Source organism: Oceanobacillus sp. J11TS1 (genome assembly GCF_018333215.1).
In the GTDB taxonomy this organism is placed as follows: domain Bacteria; phylum Bacillota; class Bacilli; order Bacillales; family Amphibacillaceae; genus Oceanobacillus.
Map to the genome: position 1 here is coordinate 53,592 of NZ_BORO01000015.1, position 22,114 is coordinate 75,705.

17 protein-coding genes are annotated in these 22,114 nt (G+C 36.7%); 7 read left to right on the top strand and 10 right to left on the bottom strand.

From position 1 onward, the window contains the following. Positions 1-317: 317 nt before the first annotated feature. The 10 genes from KI343_RS12705 to rpmH form a co-directional block, all read right to left on the bottom strand. A complete protein-coding gene (locus KI343_RS12705; RefSeq protein WP_212926799.1) occupies positions 318-1,157 on the bottom strand; it encodes a ParB/RepB/Spo0J family partition protein in 840 nt (279 codons plus the stop codon). Continuing rightward, entirely contained in the window at positions 1,138-1,911 is a 774-nt protein-coding gene (locus tag KI343_RS12710) for a ParA family protein (protein WP_212926800.1), read from the bottom strand. The genes KI343_RS12705 and KI343_RS12710 overlap by 20 nt, the downstream gene beginning before the upstream one ends. A gap of 515 nt (positions 1,912-2,426) precedes the next feature. Beyond that, positions 2,427-3,284: a nucleoid occlusion protein gene (gene noc / locus KI343_RS12715; protein WP_212926801.1), complete on the bottom strand. Its 858-nt coding sequence runs from the start codon at positions 3,282-3,284 to the stop codon at positions 2,427-2,429. 526 nt (positions 3,285-3,810) lie between these two features. Further along, positions 3,811-4,527 carry a 16S rRNA (guanine(527)-N(7))-methyltransferase RsmG gene (rsmG, locus tag KI343_RS12720; protein WP_212926802.1) on the bottom strand — a complete coding sequence of 239 codons (717 nt, stop codon included), beginning with the start codon at positions 4,525-4,527 and terminating at the stop codon, positions 3,811-3,813. 315 nt (positions 4,528-4,842) lie between these two features. Continuing rightward, entirely contained in the window at positions 4,843-6,729 is a 1,887-nt protein-coding gene (gene mnmG, locus KI343_RS12725) for a tRNA uridine-5-carboxymethylaminomethyl(34) synthesis enzyme MnmG (RefSeq protein ID WP_212926803.1), read from the bottom strand. Positions 6,730-6,780: 51 nt separating this feature from the next. Beyond that, complete coding sequence (mnmE, locus tag KI343_RS12730; RefSeq protein WP_212926821.1) at positions 6,781-8,157, bottom strand: tRNA uridine-5-carboxymethylaminomethyl(34) synthesis GTPase MnmE; 1,377 nt, start codon at positions 8,155-8,157, stop codon at positions 6,781-6,783. A gap of 387 nt (positions 8,158-8,544) precedes the next feature. Then, a complete protein-coding gene (gene jag, locus KI343_RS12735) occupies positions 8,545-9,156 on the bottom strand; it encodes an RNA-binding cell elongation regulator Jag/EloR (RefSeq protein WP_212926804.1) in 612 nt (203 codons plus the stop codon). 362 nt (positions 9,157-9,518) lie between these two features. Continuing rightward, positions 9,519-10,277 carry a membrane protein insertase YidC gene (gene yidC / locus KI343_RS12740; RefSeq protein WP_212926805.1) on the bottom strand — a complete coding sequence of 253 codons (759 nt, stop codon included), beginning with the start codon at positions 10,275-10,277 and terminating at the stop codon, positions 9,519-9,521. An 82-nt stretch (positions 10,278-10,359) separates the two neighbouring features. Continuing rightward, positions 10,360-10,707: a ribonuclease P protein component gene (rnpA, locus tag KI343_RS12745; RefSeq protein ID WP_212926806.1), complete on the bottom strand. Its 348-nt coding sequence runs from the start codon at positions 10,705-10,707 to the stop codon at positions 10,360-10,362. 202 nt (positions 10,708-10,909) lie between these two features. After that, positions 10,910-11,044, bottom strand: coding sequence for a 50S ribosomal protein L34 (gene rpmH / locus KI343_RS12750; RefSeq protein WP_080871878.1), 135 nt, complete (start codon positions 11,042-11,044; stop codon positions 10,910-10,912). 1,128 nt (positions 11,045-12,172) lie between these two features. Between rpmH and dnaA the strand changes: the two genes are divergently transcribed. The 7 genes from dnaA (at position 12,173) to gyrA (ending at position 21,999) form a co-directional block, all read left to right on the top strand. Then, positions 12,173-13,516 carry a chromosomal replication initiator protein DnaA gene (dnaA, locus tag KI343_RS12755; protein ID WP_212926807.1) on the top strand — a complete coding sequence of 448 codons (1,344 nt, stop codon included), beginning with the start codon at positions 12,173-12,175 and terminating at the stop codon, positions 13,514-13,516. A 312-nt stretch (positions 13,517-13,828) separates the two neighbouring features. After that, positions 13,829-14,965 carry a DNA polymerase III subunit beta gene (gene dnaN / locus KI343_RS12760; RefSeq protein WP_212926808.1) on the top strand — a complete coding sequence of 379 codons (1,137 nt, stop codon included), beginning with the start codon at positions 13,829-13,831 and terminating at the stop codon, positions 14,963-14,965. A 614-nt stretch (positions 14,966-15,579) separates the two neighbouring features. Continuing rightward, on the top strand, positions 15,580-15,801 hold the full coding sequence (gene yaaA / locus KI343_RS12765) for a S4 domain-containing protein YaaA (RefSeq protein WP_212926809.1): 222 nt from the start codon (positions 15,580-15,582) through the stop codon (positions 15,799-15,801). A 2-nt stretch (positions 15,802-15,803) separates the two neighbouring features. After that, on the top strand, positions 15,804-16,934 hold the full coding sequence (gene recF / locus KI343_RS12770; protein ID WP_212926810.1) for a DNA replication/repair protein RecF: 1,131 nt from the start codon (positions 15,804-15,806) through the stop codon (positions 16,932-16,934). A 65-nt stretch (positions 16,935-16,999) separates the two neighbouring features. After that, a complete protein-coding gene (gene remB / locus KI343_RS12775; RefSeq protein ID WP_212926811.1) occupies positions 17,000-17,272 on the top strand; it encodes an extracellular matrix regulator RemB in 273 nt (90 codons plus the stop codon). Between the two features lie 137 nt (positions 17,273-17,409). After that, a complete protein-coding gene (gene gyrB / locus KI343_RS12780; RefSeq protein ID WP_212926812.1) occupies positions 17,410-19,335 on the top strand; it encodes a DNA topoisomerase (ATP-hydrolyzing) subunit B in 1,926 nt (641 codons plus the stop codon). A 132-nt stretch (positions 19,336-19,467) separates the two neighbouring features. Continuing rightward, complete coding sequence (gene gyrA / locus KI343_RS12785; protein WP_212926813.1) at positions 19,468-21,999, top strand: DNA gyrase subunit A; 2,532 nt, start codon at positions 19,468-19,470, stop codon at positions 21,997-21,999. The last annotated feature ends 115 nt before the right edge of the window (positions 22,000-22,114 follow it).

The following is a 22,114-nucleotide window of genomic DNA, read 5'->3' on the forward strand; positions in this document are numbered from 1 at the left end:
ATTATTGAGGGACGTAGTTAAAAAGTAAAGATAGTTCTAAGTGCATCAAGGTGCAACCTCATGTTGCCAATGAATAAATCAAGTTTTCTAAAGTTATTTTATCCTTTTTTGTAAAAGTTATAAATATGGATGATTCATGCTATACAAGCTGCTAATCTTGCTTGCTATTCCGATGCAACATAAATCGTACAAAATAACCACTTATCCCAATCGATGTCATACGGAAATTTCCCCTATTCCTCTCGAGTTTAAATAAAATAAAAAAATAGCCGATAAGTTCTCTGCAAATTTCTACGAGAATAGTTATCGGCTATTTTTTATTTTTCAAGATACTCCAGGATGCGATTTAAATCCTCATCATTGTAAAACTCAATTTCAATTTTACCTTTTTGCTTCCCTTTATGAATGTGAACAGCTGTTCCAAGCGTATTACGAAGCACTGTTTCTCTTTCTTGAATAAATATATCTTTCTTCGGCTTTTTTTTCTGTTTTTTCACTTGTTTTTCATTGATTGCTATGATTAGCTTCTCTACTTGGCGAACATTTAGCTTTTCTTTACGAATTTTATTCGCTAAAGCTAGAATGGATTCTCGATCTTTTAAGCCAAGCAGCGCACGGCCATGCCCCATCGATAGCTCGCCATTATTAATATAGGCAATCACTTCTTCCGGCAAAGATAATAAACGAATCATATTAGCAATATGTGATCGGCTTTTTCCTAATCTTTCTGAGAGTACGTGCTGTGTTATGTTTAGTTTTTCTACTAAATTTGCATAGGCTTGTGCTTCTTCAATAGGAGTTAGGTTTTCGCGTTGCAGGTTTTCTAGTAACGCGATTTCCATCATGCGTTCATCCGTTAATTCTCGGACAATTGCAGGAATTGTCTTTAGACCAGCTTCCTTTGCTGCACGGTATCTTCTTTCCCCAACAACAATTTCGAACCCTTTAAGACTTTTTCGTACAATAATTGGTTGAATAACACCATATTCTTTAATAGAATCCTTTAACTCTTCAATAGATTCTGCTTGAAAGCTCTTCCTTGGCTGATAAGGATTGGGACGACACTTAGATATTTCAATCTCTTGAATATTATCTTTATTGTCTTTTTCAGCTTCTGGAAACAACGCATTAATTCCTTTACCTAACCCTCTCGGCATTTGTCATCACTTCCTTCGCTAAATCAAGATATACCTCTGCCCCCCGAGATTTTGAATCATAAGAAATAATTGGCTGACCATGGCTCGGAGCTTCGCCTAAACGAACGTTTCTCGGAATAATGGTTTCAAATACTTTGTCTTGGAAATACTTTTTCACTTCTTCAATAACTTGGATTCCAAGATTGGTACGTGCATCCAGCATTGTCAGAAGAACGCCTTCAATCATCAGCTCTTTATTTAGATGCTTTTGCACTAATCGAATCGTATTTAGCAACTGACTTAATCCTTCTAATGCATAATACTCGCATTGTACGGGAATCATCACTGTATCGGATGCGGTTAATGCATTGATCGTTAACAACCCTAAGGATGGCGGACAGTCAATTATAATGTAATCATATTGATCTTTAATCTCATTTAATGCAGATTTCAAACGAATTTCTCTTGAAATAATCGGTACAAGTTCAATTTCCGATCCTGCTAGCTGAATCGTAGCAGGAATAATATCTAGGTTATCTAAATTTGTGGAAACAATGACATCTTCTGCTGGCGTATCTTCTACTAACACATTGTAGATACATTGGTTAACATCCGCTTTATTAACGCCAACTCCACTCGTAGCATTCCCTTGTGGATCTGTATCAACGAGTAATACCTTATTACCCAAGGAAGCTAAACAAGCGCTGACATTAACAGATGATGTTGTTTTTCCAACGCCACCTTTTTGATTTGCAATGGATATAGTTTTTCCCATGTTGACACCTACCTTACTCGGAGGTTGTTCAAATCTTTTTGATAAAATGAAACTTTCATTCAATGAGGTTTTTATTCTTTTTCCTCTGAACGAATTTGCGGGTACTGGCCCCACCACAACCGCTGGGGTCTGCGATTACTCGCCCCAATAAGCCCGTTGTTTGTTGAATAATCAGGAAGTTGATATCCGCTATTCCCCAACTTAACAAATCAATTTTATCTTCTTGCTCTATCAAGTGGTAGTAGTTTTACGGATACTTGCTCCGTGATAAATAATCTAGCATTTTAAGTCATTTCACCAAAAAAATTGAGCAATCACTTCTCTATTAACTATCATAGCATTTATTTATAAATTACGATGCATTTTAGCATATTTTAATTCAATTTTAATATAGAATGATTTAAAGTACCACCTGAGAATTCTTAGAAGTTTCTATTTTTATTACTTTTTCCAAAATAAATACCCATCTCGCACTAAGATGGGCCAGGAAATCATCCATGCTGATCGTTCGATAACTACTTTTGTTTTGGTATTTTAATAGTTATTTGATAGTAATCATCTAGTTCTTCCTCATCTGATTCTACCTCAACACCTGTATCTGATACCATATGAAGTGATTGCCTAATCGTATTCATAGCAATCCGCACATCTTTATTAATACCTTTCAATCTTGGCTTTGGTTTCCGCTTCTCTTCTTTTGGCTCATTGATTTTAGCAATCCGCTCTTCTGTTTGTTTCACATTCCATTCTTTCTCAAGAATCTCTTTTAAGACAAGAAGCTGTTGCTCTTCATCCTTTAACTTAATTAAGGCACGAGCATGTCTTTCCGTAATTAACTTTTCTAATAAAGCATCTTGTACCTCTTTAGGAAGCTTTAATAATCTTAATTTGTTTGCAATTGTAGACTGATTCTTTCCAAGACGCTGTGCTAAAGCTTCCTGCGTCAAGTTATGCAGTTCAAGTAACTTATTATATGCCGCAGCTTCTTCAATTACGGTCAGTTCTTCCCGTTGCAAGTTTTCTATTAGCGCTACAGAGGCAGTTTCTGTATCGCTCATGTCACGAATAATAGCGGATACTTTTTTCCAGCCTAAATGCTGAACTGCTCTCCATCTTCTTTCCCCTGCAATTAATTCAAAAGAATCATCATCTATTTTACGAACGACAATTGGCTGAATCATTCCATGTGTGTGTATGGTCTGAGCTAATTCTTTTATCTTTTCTTCTTGAAAAATCGTTCGTGGTTGGTAGCGATTGGCCTGAATTTTATCGATATCGATTTGAACCACTTCATCTGAAGAAAAAGAAACTTTCTCCGTATCAATTGGATCCTTATCGCTTTTTCCAAATATCCGATTAAAAGGACTCACCACTTGCTGACACCACCTTCTAAAGTTAACAAACTATTCATTACCCATTTATATAAAAACAAAAGTTCAGAGTTAGACGCGGCTTTTATGAAAATAAGAAAAAATTCACGTCAAATTCCAAATTTCCTCTTCACTTAAAAGATAATGTTTCACGTGAAACATTATCTATACTCCATAATCATTGGTTGAATTTATCTATAAAAAAGCGCGAAGCATTCATGCCGTAACGTCTGCCCTAGCACATCTTGTAAGACAAAAAACGTAAAGGCTTGAGCAAGTTATATCTCTATTTCGTGAAATAATTTCACGCTTCGTTATATCTCTTATCTGTTTCTACATACCGTCGTTCATCCATCATGATAACATTCATATAATAGCATCTATGCTTTACAGGAGACAACAAAGAACAGCCGATAAGTATAGTTTTATTCTACCATACCTACCACTGAAAAAATATAAAATGAATTTAAATAATATGCATCATATCTTTTCCTCTGCCTAAAATTTATTTTCACTTAGCAAGATAGTGTCATTCAATTGGTTCTTTATTTGGTAACCCTGCTTTTCTAGGATATTTTTTAGGTGTCTTACGCTTCTTAGCAATTTGAATAATAGATCGTTCGCCTTCATCTCGAGGAAGTGTAAACGTATCTATAGATTCTACCTCTCCCCCAAGTAATTCAATTGCCGCTTTTCCTGCTTCCAGTTCTTCTTTTGCTTGTGATCCTTTCATGGCCACAAAATAACCGTCTTTTTTCACAAATGGCAGACATAATTCACTTAGGACGGACATTCGAGCTACGGCTCTTGCAGTTACTAAATCATATTGTTCGCGAAATGCCTCATTTTTCCCTGCGTTTTCGGCGCGATCATGATAAAAAGCTACATCTGTCAGCTCCAATTTATTTGCTAAATGATTCAGAAATGTAATCCGCTTTTTTAAAGAATCTATAATTGTTACTTTTAAGTGTGGAAAACAAATCTTTAACGGAATACTCGGAAATCCTGCACCTGCACCAATATCACAGATAGATAATTCTTGTGTCATATCGACGTAAAAAGCTGCAGTAATACAATCATAGAAATGCTTTTCATACACACCTTCTTCATCTGTAATTGCTGTTAAATTTATTTTTTCATTCCATTCGACTAGCTCTTTAAAATAAATATCAAATGCTTTTTGCTGTGATTCATTTAATATTATACCTTTATCCGCTAATGCTTTCACAAATTGTTCTGGTTTCATAACAATCTCCTTTACTACGCCATCGTCATCTGTAAGGGGCTTTGCTTTAACAAATCTATACTTTTCCGAAAAATCTCTAGATTTCTATTTACTGTTGCTTTCACAAGATACAGGCGTGTTATTATTTTTAATTCAGGAAAGGAACCCTCTCCCCTTTTATCTTCATTCTGTGTTTATGTATCTATATAGGGAGCACGATCTATTATTTAGAAAAAATAGCGACGTATTCCTAACGCCGCTATTTTATTATATTATAAAAAGTATCCAATTTGGTATGAATACCCTATCTATTAAAATGTTACTCTTTTCATTGCATTAATTAGCAACTCGAGCAATGTTTCCTTGTTCAATATAAACAAGCAGGATTGAAATATCAGCAGGATTTACACCAGAGATTCTGGATGCTTGTCCAACGGAAAGCGGACGTACCTTTTTCAGCTTTTCCAGTGCTTCTGTGGCAATACCATTTATTGCACTATAATCAATATCTGCTGGTATTTTCTTATCTTCCATTTTGAGCATTCTTGCTACTTGATCGTTTGCTTTTTTAATGTAGCCTTCATACTTAATTTGAATAGCTACCTGTTCTTTTACATCTTCACGAATATTTTCGTCTTTTTCAATCATTTGTTCTACATATTCATACGTTAATTCGGGACGTTTTAATAAATCATACGCTTTTACTGCCTCTTTCATTGGAGCAGCACCAGCAGACTTCATAATGTTTTGTACTTCTTCTGTCGGTTTCACAACAATTTTATTTAGACGTTTCTTCTCTGCTTCAATTTGCTCTTTCTTCTTCGTGAAAGCTGCATATCTTTCTTCTGTAATTAAGCCATATGCATAACCGATATCGGTAAGACGTAAATCGGCATTATCATGACGAAGCAATAAGCGGTATTCTGCACGTGATGTTAGTAAACGATAAGGTTCATTCGTTCCTTTTGTTACTAAGTCATCAATCATTACACCAATATACGCTTGGGAACGGTCTAAAATAATTGGTTCTTTCCCTAATACTTTCGCTGCTGCGTTCATTCCAGCCATCAATCCTTGACCTGCTGCTTCTTCATAACCGGAAGTTCCATTAATTTGACCGGCTGTAAATAAACCAGGCAAACGTTTGGTTTCCAGCGTCGGCCATAGTTGAGTCGGAACCATCGCATCATACTCAATCGCATATCCTGCACGCATAATTTCTGCATTTTCTAAGCCGGGAATCGATTTGACCATTTTGTGTTGAATCGATTCTGGCAAGGAAGTTGACAGTCCTTGTACATATACTTCTTCTGTATTTCTTCCTTCTGGCTCTAAGAAAATTTGATGACGTGGTTTATCATTAAAACGCACGATTTTATCTTCAATGGATGGACAATATCGTGGTCCTGTACCTCGTTTCATCCCAGAATACATTGCTGATAAAGTTAAATTTTCATTAATTACCTGATGGGTAAATTCATTGGTATATGTTAACCAACAAGGTATTTGATCCTGTATTACTTCGGTTGTTTCATAGGAGAAGGTTTTCGGATTTTCATCTCCCGGTTGGATTTCTGTTTGTGAATAATCAATCGTATGGCTATTCACACGTGGTGGTGTACCTGTTTTAAAACGTCTTAATTCAAAGCCCAGCTCTTCTAGGTTCTCAGACAACTTAATAGATACACGTTGGTTATTTGGACCACTTTCATACTCTAAATCGCCCATGAGTACTTTCCCGCGCATAAATGTTCCAGTAGTTACGATAACAGAATCTGCATAATAAGCTGCATGTGTTTCTGTAAGAACTCCTTTACAAATACCATCTTCTACAATTAATGAATTAACCATACCTTGACGAATCGTTAAATTTTCCTCATTTTCGACAAGATGTTTCATTTCCTGCATATATACGGGTTTGTCTGCTTGAGCACGTAATGCTTGTACAGCAGGACCTTTTCCTGTATTTAGCATACGCATTTGAATATAGCTTTTATCGATGATTTTCCCCATAATTCCGCCAAGCGCATCAATTTCACGTACAACGATACCTTTTGCAGGACCACCAATGGATGGGTTACAAGGCATAAAAGCTATCATATCTAAGTTCAATGTCAACATTAATGTTTTTGCTCCCATGCGAGCAGAAGCATACGCTGCCTCTACGCCTGCATGACCAGCTCCAACAACAATGACATCATATTTTCCTGCATTGTATGTCATTTTTTTCTTCCTTTCCTTATTTAAAGTTCGTTTCCCTAAAAACGCAATATATTATTTACCTAAGCAGAACTGAGAAAATAACTGGTCAATCAGGCTGTCACTTGCAGTATCACCAATAATTTCCCCCATAAATTCCCATGAACGTGTCACATCAATTTGAACAATATCCATCGGCATACCAAGTGAAATAGCTTCCGTTGCATCATCTAATGCTTGTTTTGCTTGCTTTAATAGCTGGATATGACGCACATTAGACACATACGTTAAATCTCCAGCATCTACTTCACCAGAAAAAAAGATATTTGCAATAGCTTCCTCTAATTGGTCTACGCCCTGCTCTTCTATTAAAGAAGTAGTCACGACAGGCTTCCCTTCTGCAATTGCTTGTACCTCTTCTAAATCTAATTTTTGTTCTAAATCTGTCTTGTTGATAATAACAATATATTCTAGCCCTTGAACAGCTTCAAATAATTTCTTATCCTCTTCCGTTAAAGGTTCATTATAATTCAATACAAATAAAATTAAATCGGATTCCTTCAATACCTGCCTAGAACGATCTACACCGATCCGTTCTACAATATCCTCTGTCTCACGAATACCAGCTGTATCTACTAAACGTAAAGGTACGCCACGAACATTCACATACTCCTCAATAATATCTCTGGTTGTTCCTGGAATCTCTGTAACAATGGCCTTATTTTCCTGCACTAATGTATTCATTAAGGAAGACTTTCCAACATTAGGCCGGCCAATAATTGCTGTTGCTAAACCTTCGCGGAGAATTTTTCCCTGTGCTGCAACTTCAAGCAGCTTCTCTATCTCTTCCGCTACTTCTTTTGTCTTTTCTTTCATCATGGTATGTGACATTTCCTCTACGTCATCATACTCCGGATAATCGATGTTTACTTCCACATGCGCAACTGTTTCTAATAATTCTTGTCTCAAAGTCTGAATGAGCTTCGACAAGCGCCCATCCATTTGTTTTAATGCCACATTCATTGCTTTGTCTGTCTTTGCACGGATTAAATCCATTACCGCTTCGGCTTGTGACAAATCAATCCGCCCGTTTAAAAATGCACGTTTTGTAAACTCACCTGGCTCAGCTAGACGCGCTCCTTTCGCTAATACAAGCTCTAACACGCGATTAACAGACACCAAGCCGCCATGACAGTTGATCTCAACAATATCCTCACGTGTAAATGTCTTTGGCGCACGCATCACAGATACCATGACCTCTTCTACAAATTCGTTTGTTGAAGGGTCCATTACTTTTCCATAATGAATGGTATGAGAATTTACTTCTTTTAGGTTCTTTCCTGCAAACAGATCAGAAGCTAATGCAATTGCTTCTGGTCCACTTAGTCGCACAATTGCAATTGCTCCCTCTCCAACCGGAGTAGAAATCGCTGCGATTGTATCTGTCTCCATCTCATTCACCTGCCTTCCTCTTATTTTATATCTATAATTAATTTGTTTAGTTTTATTATCACTAACAACCAAGAATAACATATTATTATCAAAAAAGAAACTTATCCACAAAAATAGTTTCGTCTATCGAGCATTTTTTATTATCCACATGTGAATAATGTTTTTTAGATTTGTTTTCGATTAGTGGATAAGTGAAAAGACAGCATTTCTTCCGCTGGTTACAGTTTAGGAAAAATCTAGTTTGTTCATTCATTATGAGAAGACAAAAAAGACCTTTACCCTTTGATTTCGTAAAAGTCTTTATAAACCGTTAAATTGTATAAATTACTAAAGAATATAAAAGAAAAACCAAAGCCCGAGAACTGTATTTCCCTCCAGGCTTTGGTTTTATGGTTTAATAACAATATGACGATTCGGTTCCACACCATCTGAATAAGTAGAAACCTGTGTATCTTGTAAAACACTATGAATGATCTTACGTTCAAATGCCGGCATGGGCTCTAATACAACTTTTTTCTTTGTCTTCTGTGCTTTATCCGCCATTTTTAACGCAAGTGATTCCAATGTTTCCTTTCTTCTTTCTCGATAGCCTTCTGCATCAAGTGTAACTGTATAATACGTATCATTTTGTTTATTTATAGCTAAATGAGTTAGATATTGTAAAGCATTTAGAGTCTGTCCACGTTTTCCAATGAGCTTTGCTATATTTTCATGCTGCATGGTATAAGTTACATGGTTCCCCTTTACTTCTATATCTAATTTTACGGAGAGATTCATGTTGCTAGTAACTTCTTTGATAAATTGAGCTGTTTCTTCAATTGGATCCTTAGCTACGGTCACTTTTACAAATGCTCGCTTGGATCCAAAGATACCGAATACTCCTTTTTTACCTTCATCGATGACCTCAACATCTACTTGGTTCTTCTCCACCCCTAATTGTTCTAAGGCGGATTGAATCGCTTCTTCAACTGTTTGACCACTCGCAGTTACTTCTCTCAATAGCTTCCCCTCCATTTTAACTCAGCATAAACGTTTTCAAAAATAAGATCGTATTACTCTATTTCTTATTACAAATGGGGGAAGTCCTTCCCCCATAATTAAATTTCTTTTTATCGCAGTGTAACTGGCTGGGACTGGGACTGCGATTACTCGTCCCACCGAAAACCATTGCGATTACTCGTCCCATCGAAGGGCTTTTGTAAGACTCCCACTTCAAGAAATGAGTAAAAAATTATATTTCTAAGTGGGAGAACTAACAGCCAGTAACGGCCCGATTCGTTCAAGGGCCTTTAGGTCATGCCCTTGTGGTACTAACCTTCAGTGGGGGATGAAAGAAAACACCCACTGAAGGAAGTTTCACTTTATTTTTTCGACATCATTGGCTTATTAATAAGAAGTGTTTGGAATACCATAAAGATATTACCAGTTACCCAGTACAATGCTAACGCTGCTGGGAAGAAGAATGCCATAACACCAATCATTATCGGCATCACATAAAGCATAATCTGCAATTGTAATCGCATTTGTGGATTGCTGTTAGCAGCTGAGTTTGTTGACATCATTAATTTCTGCTGCAAGAAAGTAAATAATGCTGTTAGAATCGGTAAAATATAATCCGGTGTCCCAAGCTGGAACCAAAGAAAATCATGTGTAGCTATTTCTGTCGTACGTCTGATTGCATGATACATCGCAATAAATATTGGCATCTGTATCAAAATAGGTAAACACCCTGCTAATGGATTAACGCCATGCTTTTGGAATAATTGCATGGTTTCTTGCTGCAGCTTTTGCTGTGTATTTGCATCTTTAGAAGCATATTTTTGCTGAAGTTCCTGCAACTGCGGCTGAACTTCTTGCATTGCCTTTGTGCTTTTAATTTGTTTTACATTCAATGGCACTAACAATAAGCGGATAAATACTGTGACTACAATGATAGCCAGTCCATAGTTTTCACTTAAAAATTCTGCAATCGTTGTTATAAACCAAGATAATGGATAAACAAAGATTGTGTTCCATATTCCTTCACTATCCGGTGTGATCGGTTCATCAATCTGGGTACAGCCCGCTAATAAAACCGCTAACACGAGAAAAGTGATTAATATCCCGTATTTTTTGCGCAAAACTCTTCCTCCTTAAGATTCCCATCGTTACTACTTGTCATTTTAGCTTATTTACATTGTGATTTCTATCTTAAACTTATACTTACTTCGAATGCTTAAATAATTTTTCTTTGTATAATAAATGCGAGAGACTTTTTTTCATCATCTCGTAACTCATTGTTCTGGTTGGAATCCTAGCAATGATTACGATATCATAGTAAGGTTTAATATCCTGCTCTAACTCTTGAAAAGACGCTCGCAACAGTCTTTTAATTCGATTCCTGACAACGGCATTTCCAATTTTTTTACCAACTGATAGACCAACCCTAAAATGATTTTGGTCTTCTTTCTTTCTATAATAAATAACCAGTTGCCTATTTGCAAAAGATTTTCCATGCTTAAAAGTTGCTTGGAATTCTTCATTTTTTTTTATACGAAATTGTTTTTTCACCGTCATCACCTTTATGTTTAAACACAAACATCATTTTCTATTCATTATTCACTGCCCAGGAGCTTGTCTATCTGCTACACAAAATATGTACACTTATATTCATGGTAGACGCCCAAAGGGGCCCATACGCTTTATAAATAGGTCTTTTTGAACGCCCTCACCCTAAAGTACAGAAAAAAAACCACTGATAGTTGTCAGTGGCTTATGCAGATAAAACTTTACGCCCTTTACGACGACGACGAGCCAATACATGACGACCATTTTTTGTGCTCATACGCGCGCGAAAGCCGTGAACTTTTTTACGTTTGCGGTTATTTGGTTGAAACGTTCTTTTCATGAGTGTGCACCTCCTTGGAAAATCCAAGTTTCATATTTAAACTAAATTAGCTTATAACTTATCCATTAGACAGTCCTTGATATTATACGAAAAAAACAATCATTTTGTCAACCTGCTATTTGATAAAAATCAAGTTGCCTTTTCCTTCACACATTTTTACCTATTGTGCGTGGTTGAATAATTCGTTTATATCTTCAAGCTTCTCCACACTCACACGTTTTCTATAAAAAATCAAATTTCACTCCCAGTCAGGATTAAATGGAGTTAAAAATCCAAATAATTTTTTTTGCCTTTGTACCATACAACAAGCTTTCTTGAGATACATCACCGTTTAATTCTCTCAAAGTTATACCCCTGAGAGTAGTACAGAAACTAGTACAGTTGAAGTTTAATTTCTGTTTTAGAAATTTTTATTTGTTATCCACAGTCCTTAGCGAATTATTTTCCTTGTTATTTTTCTATCCACACACAAAATAAACAATTTAATCACAAAATATAGCACTGTTTATAATCAAAACACACAACAGATAGAATATGTGGATAACTATTTAAAAGTCATTGATTTATTCGCTTTTATTTGGTATTATATTTATGTTTTAGTTTGTGGAAATCATTTCTGCCTAAAAAACTTATTCACACAATGTGGATAAGTTGTGGATATACTTTCCACGGATTTTTGATAAAGTTTTCAACAGCGTTGTGGATAGCGTTTATATATGTATAATTTTCTTAGAAATGTCTCTCCGGAAATAGGGATTTTTCCTACTTCCCGATTGATTCATCGATTCGATAAACATGATAAATTATTATCCACAGCCTTTTTTTTGCGTTTTCTTATACTTTAGCCTTTCCATCTAACGAATGAGATAGATTGAGAGAGGCTTTTTTCTTCTAAAATGGCTCTAATTAGACGATTAAAAAGTATGTACAGCAGGGGATTCAAATCCTTTCTATGTTTCGTTTCTTACAATGATAGTGCGCTTGGATTCTTTAACGATTCCATTTTCGCTCGTTTATTATTTTTTAGTACGAGCATTTATTATCTATTATGATGAGATGACTTCCCGATAATAGTCTGCTGTCTTGATAATATATTTCCTAACTTATATCGAAAGGAGTGAAAGCACTTTGGAAAATATTGAAGAATTATGGGGTGCTACGTTAAACACCATTCAAGAAAAATTAAGTAAACCGAGCTTTGACACTTGGTTGAAAAGTACAAAGGCCCTTCAATTAGAAAAAAATACATTGGTTATCTCTGCTCCCAATGAATTTACAAAGGATTGGCTGGAAACACAGTATACAGACTTAATTACACAGACTTTAGAAGAAGTGACTGGCTCTAAGCTGAATGCAAAATTTATAATTCCTGATTCCGCAGAAGGATCAATAGATCAAAAGCCGATGCCAAAACCAAATATTGATGCCAAAGCAACAGATTCTCCCAAATCTATGCTTAATGATAAATATACCTTTGATACTTTTGTTATTGGAGCCGGAAATCGCTTTGCCCACGCAGCATCATTAGCTGTTGCTGAGGCTCCAGCCAAAGCATACAACCCTTTATTTATCTACGGCGGTGTCGGATTAGGTAAAACACATTTAATGCACGCCATTGGTCATTATGTAAGAGAGCATAATAAAGATGCTAAAGTGGTCTACCTGACTTCTGAAAAATTTACGAATGAGTTTATCAATGCCATTATGGACAATAAATCCAATCATTTTCGTAATAAATATCGCAATATTGATGTCCTTCTTATAGATGATATTCAATTTATTGCTGGAAAAGAATCGACACAGGAAGAATTCTTCCACACTTTTAATGCACTGCATGAAGAAAGTAAACAAATTATTATTTCTAGTGACCGGCCTCCAAAGGAAATCCCTACATTAGAGGACCGTTTGCGTTCACGCTTTGAATGGGGATTAATTACCGATATTACACCTCCAGATTTAGAAACAAGGATTGCTATTTTAAATAAAAAAGCAAAAGCAGAAGGATTAGATATTCCAAATGAGGTCATGCTATATATCGCTAATCAAATTAATACCAATATTAGAGAGTTAGAAGGTGCGTTAATCCGTGTTGTTGCCTATTCTTCTCTAGTAAATCAGGATATTGACGCTTCTTTAGCAGCGAATGCGTTGAAGGATATTATCCCCAGCAATAAACCGAAAGAAATTACCATCCCTGCTATTCAAGAAGTTGTTGCAGATCGATATCATATTCGGCTAGAGGATTTTCCTGCTAAAAAACGTACCAAATCGATTGCATTTCCAAGACAAATTGCAATGTATCTATCCAGAGAGCTTACAGATGCATCGCTTCCTAAAATTGGACAAGAATTTGGCGGCAGAGATCATACAACCGTTATTCACGCACATGAGAAAATCTCAAAACTGCTTGAAACAGATACAGAATTAGATCGAGATATTGAGGAATTAAAAGAAAAGCTGAAGTCTTTATAAATTTAATGGGTCATTTTTATGATACTTTTTGAACTTCCTTGTAATTAGCGGTTGTGTACGAATGTGAACAGATGAAACAACATACAAACAGGTTATACACATGTGGAAAACTCTGTTGTTTTGAAGCTGATGATAGTTATCCACAGTACCCACAGCCCTTATTACTATTATTACTGTTTTTTTATATTATAATTAATAAAGAATAGAACCTTATTTGCTAGGAAAAATATAAAAATTACAGCTGAAAAATGAATTACGATTTTCAATAAAAGAATTGCACAGCTTTTCTCTAGAAACAAGGAGGATATATACATGCGTTTTACAATACAAAGGGATAAATTAATAGCAAGTGTACAAGATGTTATGAAAGCAATCTCTGCTAGAACAGTTATCCCCATATTAACCGGTATGAAAATTGAAGTGAAAAAACATGGAGTAACCTTAACAGGTAGTGACTCTGATATTTCAATTGAATCTTATATTCCAACAGAAGATGAGGATAAAGTTTATATTGAAAATATTGAGGAAGGGAATATTGTGCTGCAAGCTAAATACTTTCCTGAAATTGTTCGAAAGCTACCTGAATCTCAAGTAGATATTGTCGTTGACGATCAATTTAACGTAAAAATTACTTCTGGAAAATCAGAATTTAATTTAAACGGACAAAGCGCTGATGAATATCCGCTTCTTCCAAAATTACAGACAGAAAATAGCTTTGAAATGCCAATCGATTTATTAAAAAGCATGATTAAGCAGACTGGATTTGCTGTATCTACTATGGAAACAAGACCAATATTAACAGGGGTAAATATTCAGTTAAAAGATCAAAAACTTGTATTTACTGCAACAGACAGCCATCGCCTGGCAAAAAGAGAAGTTCCGATAGCGAATACGGCTATTTCCATTGAACAAGTTGTTGTACCTGGAAAAAGTTTAAGTGAATTATATAAAATTCTTAATGATTCCGAAGATACGGTAGAAATCAGCGTAACGAATAATCAAATTCTCTTCCGTACAAAACATCTGAATTTCTTGTCACGATTATTAGATGGCAATTACCCGGAAACTTCCAGATTAATTCCGGATCACAGTAAAACAACCATTCAAATTAAGACAACACCACTGTTGAGATCAATTGAACGTGCTTCTCTATTGGCAAAAGAAGAAAGAAATAATGTTGTTAAGTTTACAAGTACGGATAATGCAGTTATTGAAATTTCAAGTAATTCTCCGGAAATCGGAAATGTTGTTGAAGAAGTGTCCGCTGATCAAATTGACGGGGAGGATTTAAAAATATCTTTCAGCTCTAAATATATGATTGATGCACTGAAAGCTATTGAATACGATGAAGTAGTGATTGAATTTACTGGTGCCATGCGTCCATTTATTATACGCCCTGTAGAAAATGATTCTATTCTTCAATTGATTTTACCGGTTAGAACATACTAACCGATGTTTTTATGCGTTCTGCGTAAAAATATCCAGGTAATCTGAGTGATAAGTAAAAGTTATATATCAATCTAAAGAGGTTGGGACAAAAAGAAAGTGTATCGTCTAGAAGCCAAACAACATGCTAATAACGTAGGAAATATGCGTAGACTCCTGTGAGAAAACAAAGTATATTTCCCAAGCGGGTATTTGCGCGAATTTTGTTGGAATCTGTTAGATAAAAAACACTTTTGTCTCAGCCTCTTTCATTATCTGTGAAATGGAAAGAATCATAAAGGGCTGTTCTTCTGCGCGCGCAATTAGCTAGTAATCCTTTAACACTGATATCACCTCCTTACGCTCCTGAAAAAACTTACCGATTATATCTGCTTTTTAAGGACTTTTAAAAAACAACAGAAAACAGGCTCTAAGAAGAAAAGGCCAAATCGAGAAGAACCCCATTTAAAATATCTTAAAAACGCTTATACATATCTTTTTGTAATTATTTGAGGCCTATTCTTCCTTTTTTAATCAATTTTTAGTAAAATAGATAATAAGAGAATGAATACAGGTATTTATCTTGATCGAAAAAGAATTTGGATAGATAAAAAAACAGAAAGTATTTGGTGATATGCATGCATGAACAAATAAAAATAAATACGGAATATATTACACTTGGGCAATGTATTAAGCTAATCAATTTTTTGGATTCTGGTGGAATGGTTAAAGCATATCTTCAAGATGTAGGTGCTGTGGTTAATGGGGAACGTGAACACCGCCGCGGCAGAAAGCTATATCCAGAAGACATCCTTGAGATAGATGAGATAGGATCTTTTATCATTCTCAAAGAGGAATAAAAATGCATATTGAACAGTTAAAATTAACCAATTACCGCAATTATGAAACCTTAGATATTACCTTTGATGATAAAATTAACGTCATCATTGGGGAAAATGCACAAGGAAAGACAAACTTGATGGAAGCTATCTACGTGCTCTCTTTTACCCGTTCTCATCGGACAATGCGGGAAAAAGAGCTCATACGCTGGGATTCAGATTATGCTACAATAGAGGGAAGGATTACAAAAAGAAATCAATCTATTCCCCTGCAAATCTCCATTTCATCCAAAGGTAAAAAAGCAAAAGTAAATCATTTAGAACAGCATCGGTTGAGTGATTATATTGGTGCCGTCAATGTAGTGATGTTTGCACCAGAGGATTTAACCATTGTTAAAGGAGCTCCGCAGATTCGCCGTCGTTTTATGGATATGGAGTTAGGCCAAATCCAGCCAACCTATATATATCATTTATCTCAATATCAAAAAATACTGAAGCAAAGAAACCATTTATTAAAACAATTGCAACGTATGAGCGGTGCTGATGAAACTATGTTGGATGTATTGACAGACCAACTGGTTGAGCATGCTTCTTTTTTGTTGGAGAGACGGTTTGTTTACCTAGATTTGCTCCGAAAATGGGCAGGACCTATTCATGAAGGAATAAGTCGCAATCTAGAAAACTTAGATATCCAATATAATGCGACAATAAAGGTATCAGAAGAGGCAGATAAGGAGAAAATAACTACTATCTATCAAGATTCCTTTAAGGATGTTCGAAAAAAAGAAATTGAACGTGGCACAACGTTAATTGGCCCGCACCGCGATGATCTTGTTTTTTTTGTGAATGGCAAGGATGTACAAACTTACGGATCACAAGGACAGCAAAGAACAACCGCATTGTCCATTAAATTAGCAGAGATAGAACTGATCTATCAAGAAGTGGGAGAATATCCAATCCTTTTACTTGATGATGTATTAAGTGAACTAGATGATTATCGCCAGTCCCATTTATTGAATACAATCCAAGGAAAAGTGCAGACATTCGTTTCGACAACAAATGTCGACGGGATTCACCATGAAACGTTGAAAAATGCAGAGTTATTTTATATTCATCAAGGCGTGGCAACGAAGACAAACACAGAAGAATCGTAACCTATACATCATGAAAACCAAGAGTTAAATGCGTCTGATTGAATGAAGAAAGGGAGCGATTGATCGTGTTCATTCACATTGGTAATGACAATGTTATTCGTTCGAAGGAAGTCGTTGCGATCATTGATTACGATCTATACACAAGTACATCGGGAATGTATCAGATGGTACAAGAATGGAAACAAGAAAACAAGGTGTCCGGTCCGGAGAAGAAGGCCAAATCCATTATGGTTACAGAAAATCATATATATTTTAGTTCATTATCTGTAGCTACTTTAAGAAAAAGATCCGGTATGCTGACAACAATCAGTAATTTAGAAGATTATTATGAAGAGTAAGCCGGATGTAAACAAATGCATTTACCGGACTTTTTAAACAACCTCTAAAACAAGAGATTTCTGCATCTTAACTGCAGCATATCTTTTTTAAATATAGATTGATGAATTGTAATTCATATAGAAATGAGTGTGAGAAGATGTCGATGGAAGACAAAGTTACAGAAAACCAAGCCTATGATGCTGATCAGATACAGGTATTAGAGGGTCTTGAAGCGGTTCGTAAAAGACCAGGAATGTATATTGGTTCTACCAGCGAAAAAGGATTACACCACCTTGTGTGGGAAATTGTCGATAACAGTATCGATGAAGCATTAGCAGGTTATTGTGACCATATCGAAGTCATTATTGAGGAAGATAACAGCATTACGGTACAAGATAATGGCCGGGGAATTCCTGTTGATATTCAAAAGAAAACAGGACGACCAGCTCTAGAGGTTATTATGACAGTACTTCACGCTGGCGGTAAATTCGGCGGCGGAGGTTACAAGGTTTCTGGTGGACTTCACGGTGTGGGTGCATCTGTTGTAAATGCTCTTTCTAGTAAATTAGAGGTATCTGTTCATCGTGACGGAAAAGTTTACTATCTTTCTTTTCAAAAGGGTGTTCCTGATGGTGAAATTACCGTTATCGGTGAGACAGATATTACAGGAACAGTAACTCATTTTGTACCAGACGCGGAAATTTTCACAGAAACGACTGAATATAACTATGAAACACTGGAGCAACGTCTGAGAGAGCTTGCATTCTTAAACAAAGGATTACGTATCTCCATTGAAGATAAGCGTACTGGAAAAGAGCCGGTAACCTACCACTATGAGGGTGGAATTAGCTCTTATGTGGAATTTATTAATAAAAACAAAGAAGTATTGCACGAGCCATTTTTTGCAGAGGGTGAGGATCAAGGAATTTCAGTTGAACTTGCCATTCAGTATAACGATGGTTTTGCATCAAATTTATATTCATTCGCTAATAATATTCATACGTATGAGGGCGGTACACATGAAGTTGGTTTTCGCTCAGGACTGACACGTGCTGTTAACGATTATGCGAAAAAGAATAATTTGCTGAAAGATAATGAATCAAACTTGTCTGGAGAAGATGTTCGAGAAGGAATGACAGCCATTGTTTCTGTGAAGCATCCAGATCCGCAATTTGAAGGACAGACGAAAACAAAATTAGGCAATAGTGAAGTACGTGCCATTACAGATGGTGTGTTTACTGAATCCTTCTCTAAATTCCTTTACGAAAACCCGACAATAGCAAAAATTATTGTTGAAAAAGGATTAATGGCATCGAGAGCACGTTTGGCAGCGAAAAAAGCAAGAGAGCTAACACGTCGTAAAAGTGCATTGGATGTAACCAGTTTGCCAGGAAAACTTGCAGATTGTTCTTCCAAAGACGCCTCTTTGAGTGAATTATATATTGTAGAGGGTGACTCTGCCGGCGGTTCTGCAAAATCAGGAAGGGATCGTCATTACCAGGCCATCTTGCCGTTGCGCGGGAAAATTCTAAATGTCGAAAAAGCACGCTTGGACCGAATTTTATCGAATAATGAAGTACGTGCCATGATTACCGCATTAGGAACAGGTATTGGCGATGAATTTGATATCACAAAGGCACGCTATCACAAAGTTGTTATTATGACAGATGCCGACGTAGATGGAGCGCATATCAGAACGTTATTATTGACCTTTTTCTACAGATATATGCGTCCGTTAATTGAGCATGGCTATATTTATATTGCACAGCCACCACTTTATCAAATTAAACAAGGGAAGGCTGTTCATTATGTTTATTCCGATAAAGAGCTGGATGCACTACTGGCTGAGCTTCCAAAAGCGCCAAAACCAGGTATTCAACGTTATAAAGGGTTGGGCGAAATGAATGCAGATCAGCTTTGGGATACGACAATGAATCCAGACTCACGTACCCTATTGCAGGTTGAACTTAGTGATGCAATCGATGCTGACCAAGTTTTTGATATGTTAATGGGTGATAAAGTAGAGCCGCGACGCAACTTTATTGAAGAGAATGCCCAATACGTACAGAATCTGGATATTTAATGGTGACATTATCCTCTTTATATAAATGTAAAAGCGGGTAGAAGCCTTTCTATCCCTTTGTGAAGAGGACATAATAGCTAGAAAGATTTGAGGAAATCGCTATTGTAATAGTGATTGGGAGGTTATTAGACTATGGCAGAGCAAAATCGTCCGAGTGTCCAAGAAATAAATATTAGTAAAGAGATGCGTACATCTTTCTTAGATTATGCAATGAGTGTTATTGTATCCCGGGCATTACCGGATGTCCGAGATGGCATGAAGCCTGTGCATCGCCGTATTCTTTACGCTATGAATGACTTGGGAATGCACTCTGACAAAGCATTTAAGAAATCAGCACGTATCGTTGGAGAAGTTATTGGTAAGTACCATCCGCATGGTGACTCGGCTGTTTATGAGACTATGGTAAGAATGGCGCAGGATTTTAGTTATCGTTATATGCTTGTGGACGGGCACGGCAACTTTGGTTCTGTTGACGGTGATTCCGCTGCAGCCATGCGTTATACAGAAGCACGTATGTCTAAGATTTCCATGGAGCTCCTTCGTGATATTAATAAAGATACAATTGATTATCAGGATAACTATGATGGGGCTGAACGCGAGCCTGTTGTATTTCCGGCCCGTTTCCCTAATTTACTTGTTAATGGAACATCAGGGATTGCGGTTGGTATGGCAACCAATATTCCGCCACATCATTTGGGAGAGACAATTGATGCGGTACTGGCAATCAGTAAAAATCCCGATTTAACTGTTGATGAAATTATGGAAAACTATCTTCCTGGTCCTGATTTTCCTACTGCAGGACAAATCTTAGGCAGAAGCGGTATCCGTAAAGCCTATGAAACTGGAAAAGGATCCATTACCATTCGAGCAAAAATTAATATAGAGCAAGGAAAAAATGACAAAGAAACAATTATTGTGACAGAGCTTCCTTATCAAGTGAACAAAGCCAAGCTTATTGAAAAAATAGCTGAACTGGTCCGTGATAAGAAAATTGATGGTATTACAGATCTTCGTGACGAATCAGACCGTAATGGAATGCGGGTTGTGATGGAGCTTAGAAGAGATGCGAATGCGAATGTCGTTTTGAATAATTTATATAAGCATACGTCTCTGCAAACCACATTTGGTATTAATATGCTTGCGCTTGTAGATGGACGACCAAAGGTATTAACGATTAAACAATGCTTAGAATATTATTTAGAGCACCAAAAAGTAATTATCAAGCGCCGTACAGCGTTTGAATTAAATAAAGCAGAAGCACGTGCACATATTTTAGAAGGTCTGCGTATCGCACTGGATCACTTAGATGAGGTTATTTCTTTAATTCGTAATTCCAAAACAGCAGATATTGCAAGAGAAGGATTAATCGAACGCTTTGAATTATCTGAGAAGCAGGCACAAGCTATTCTTGATATGCGCCTGCAGCGCTTAACAGGCTTAGAACGTGAAAAGATTGAAGATGAATACAAAGAACTTCAAGCATTAATTGCTGAGTTAAAAGCTATCTTAGCGGATGAAGAGAAAGTATTAGAAATCATTCGTGAGGAACTTACGGAAATCAAAGAGAAATTTAGCGATGAACGCCGCACAGAAATTGTAGCTGGCGGGGCTGGTTTCTTTGAAGATGAAGACCTTATTCCGGTAGAGAATATCGTTATCACGCTAACCCACCAAGGTTATATCAAACGATTGCCTGCTTCCACTTACCGTACACAGCGTCGTGGAGGCCGAGGTATTCAAGGGATGGGGACGAATGATGATGACTTTGTAGAACATCTTGTGTCTACTTCTACACATGATACAGTTCTATTCTTCACCAATAAAGGGAAAGTGTATAAAACAAAGGGATACGAAATTCCGGAGTTTAGCCGTACCGCCAAAGGAATTCCGATTATTAATTTGCTTCAAGTAGAAAAAGGAGAATGGGTTAATGCTGTCATCTCCGTATCCGAGTTTGACGAGAATCATTTCTTATTCTTTACTACGAAGCATGGAATCGCAAAACGTACGTCCCTTGAAAAATTCAAAAACATCCGTAAAGGCGGGCTGATTGCTGTAAATCTTCGAGAAGAGGATGAATTAATTTCCGTTCGTCTAACCGATGGCGAAAAAGAAGTTATGATTGCTACGAAAAAAGGTTATTTGATTCGTTTTGAAGAAGAACAAATGCGCCCAATGGGAAGAACAGCAGCAGGAGTAAAAGGAATTTCCCTGCGTGGGGATGATGAGGTTGTCTCCATGGAAATTCTTGAAGAAGGGTCTAAAATTCTTCATGTAACAAGTAAAGGATTTGGAAAGCAGACACCAGAGAGCGAATATCGCCGTATTAACCGTGGCGGTAAAGGCGTATTCACTTGTAAACTTGACGAAAAAACAGGGCATGTAGCAGATGTGAAAGTAATTCAAGGTGATGAAGATTTAATGCTCATTACCATTGCAGGTGTGCTGATTCGCATTCAAGTATCCGATATTTCTCAAACGGGTAGAAATACAAAAGGGGTACACCTGATTCGTCTGCAGGATGATGAAGAGGTTGCAACGGTGGCTCGAATTGAGAAAGAAGACGAAGAAATAGAAGAAGCAGATGCTACAGAAGAAGTGGAAGCAACAGAAGAAACAGAAGCGTCGGAGGATACAAACGACGATAGTGGCGATGAGGAGTAATAGATAATCATCGAGGCTCTTGTTCCTCGTTCAGATGATAGAAATGAATCAACCAACTGGCTATGCAATATATGGCTGGTTGGTTGATTTTTTTATAAAAGTTTATAACAGCCGC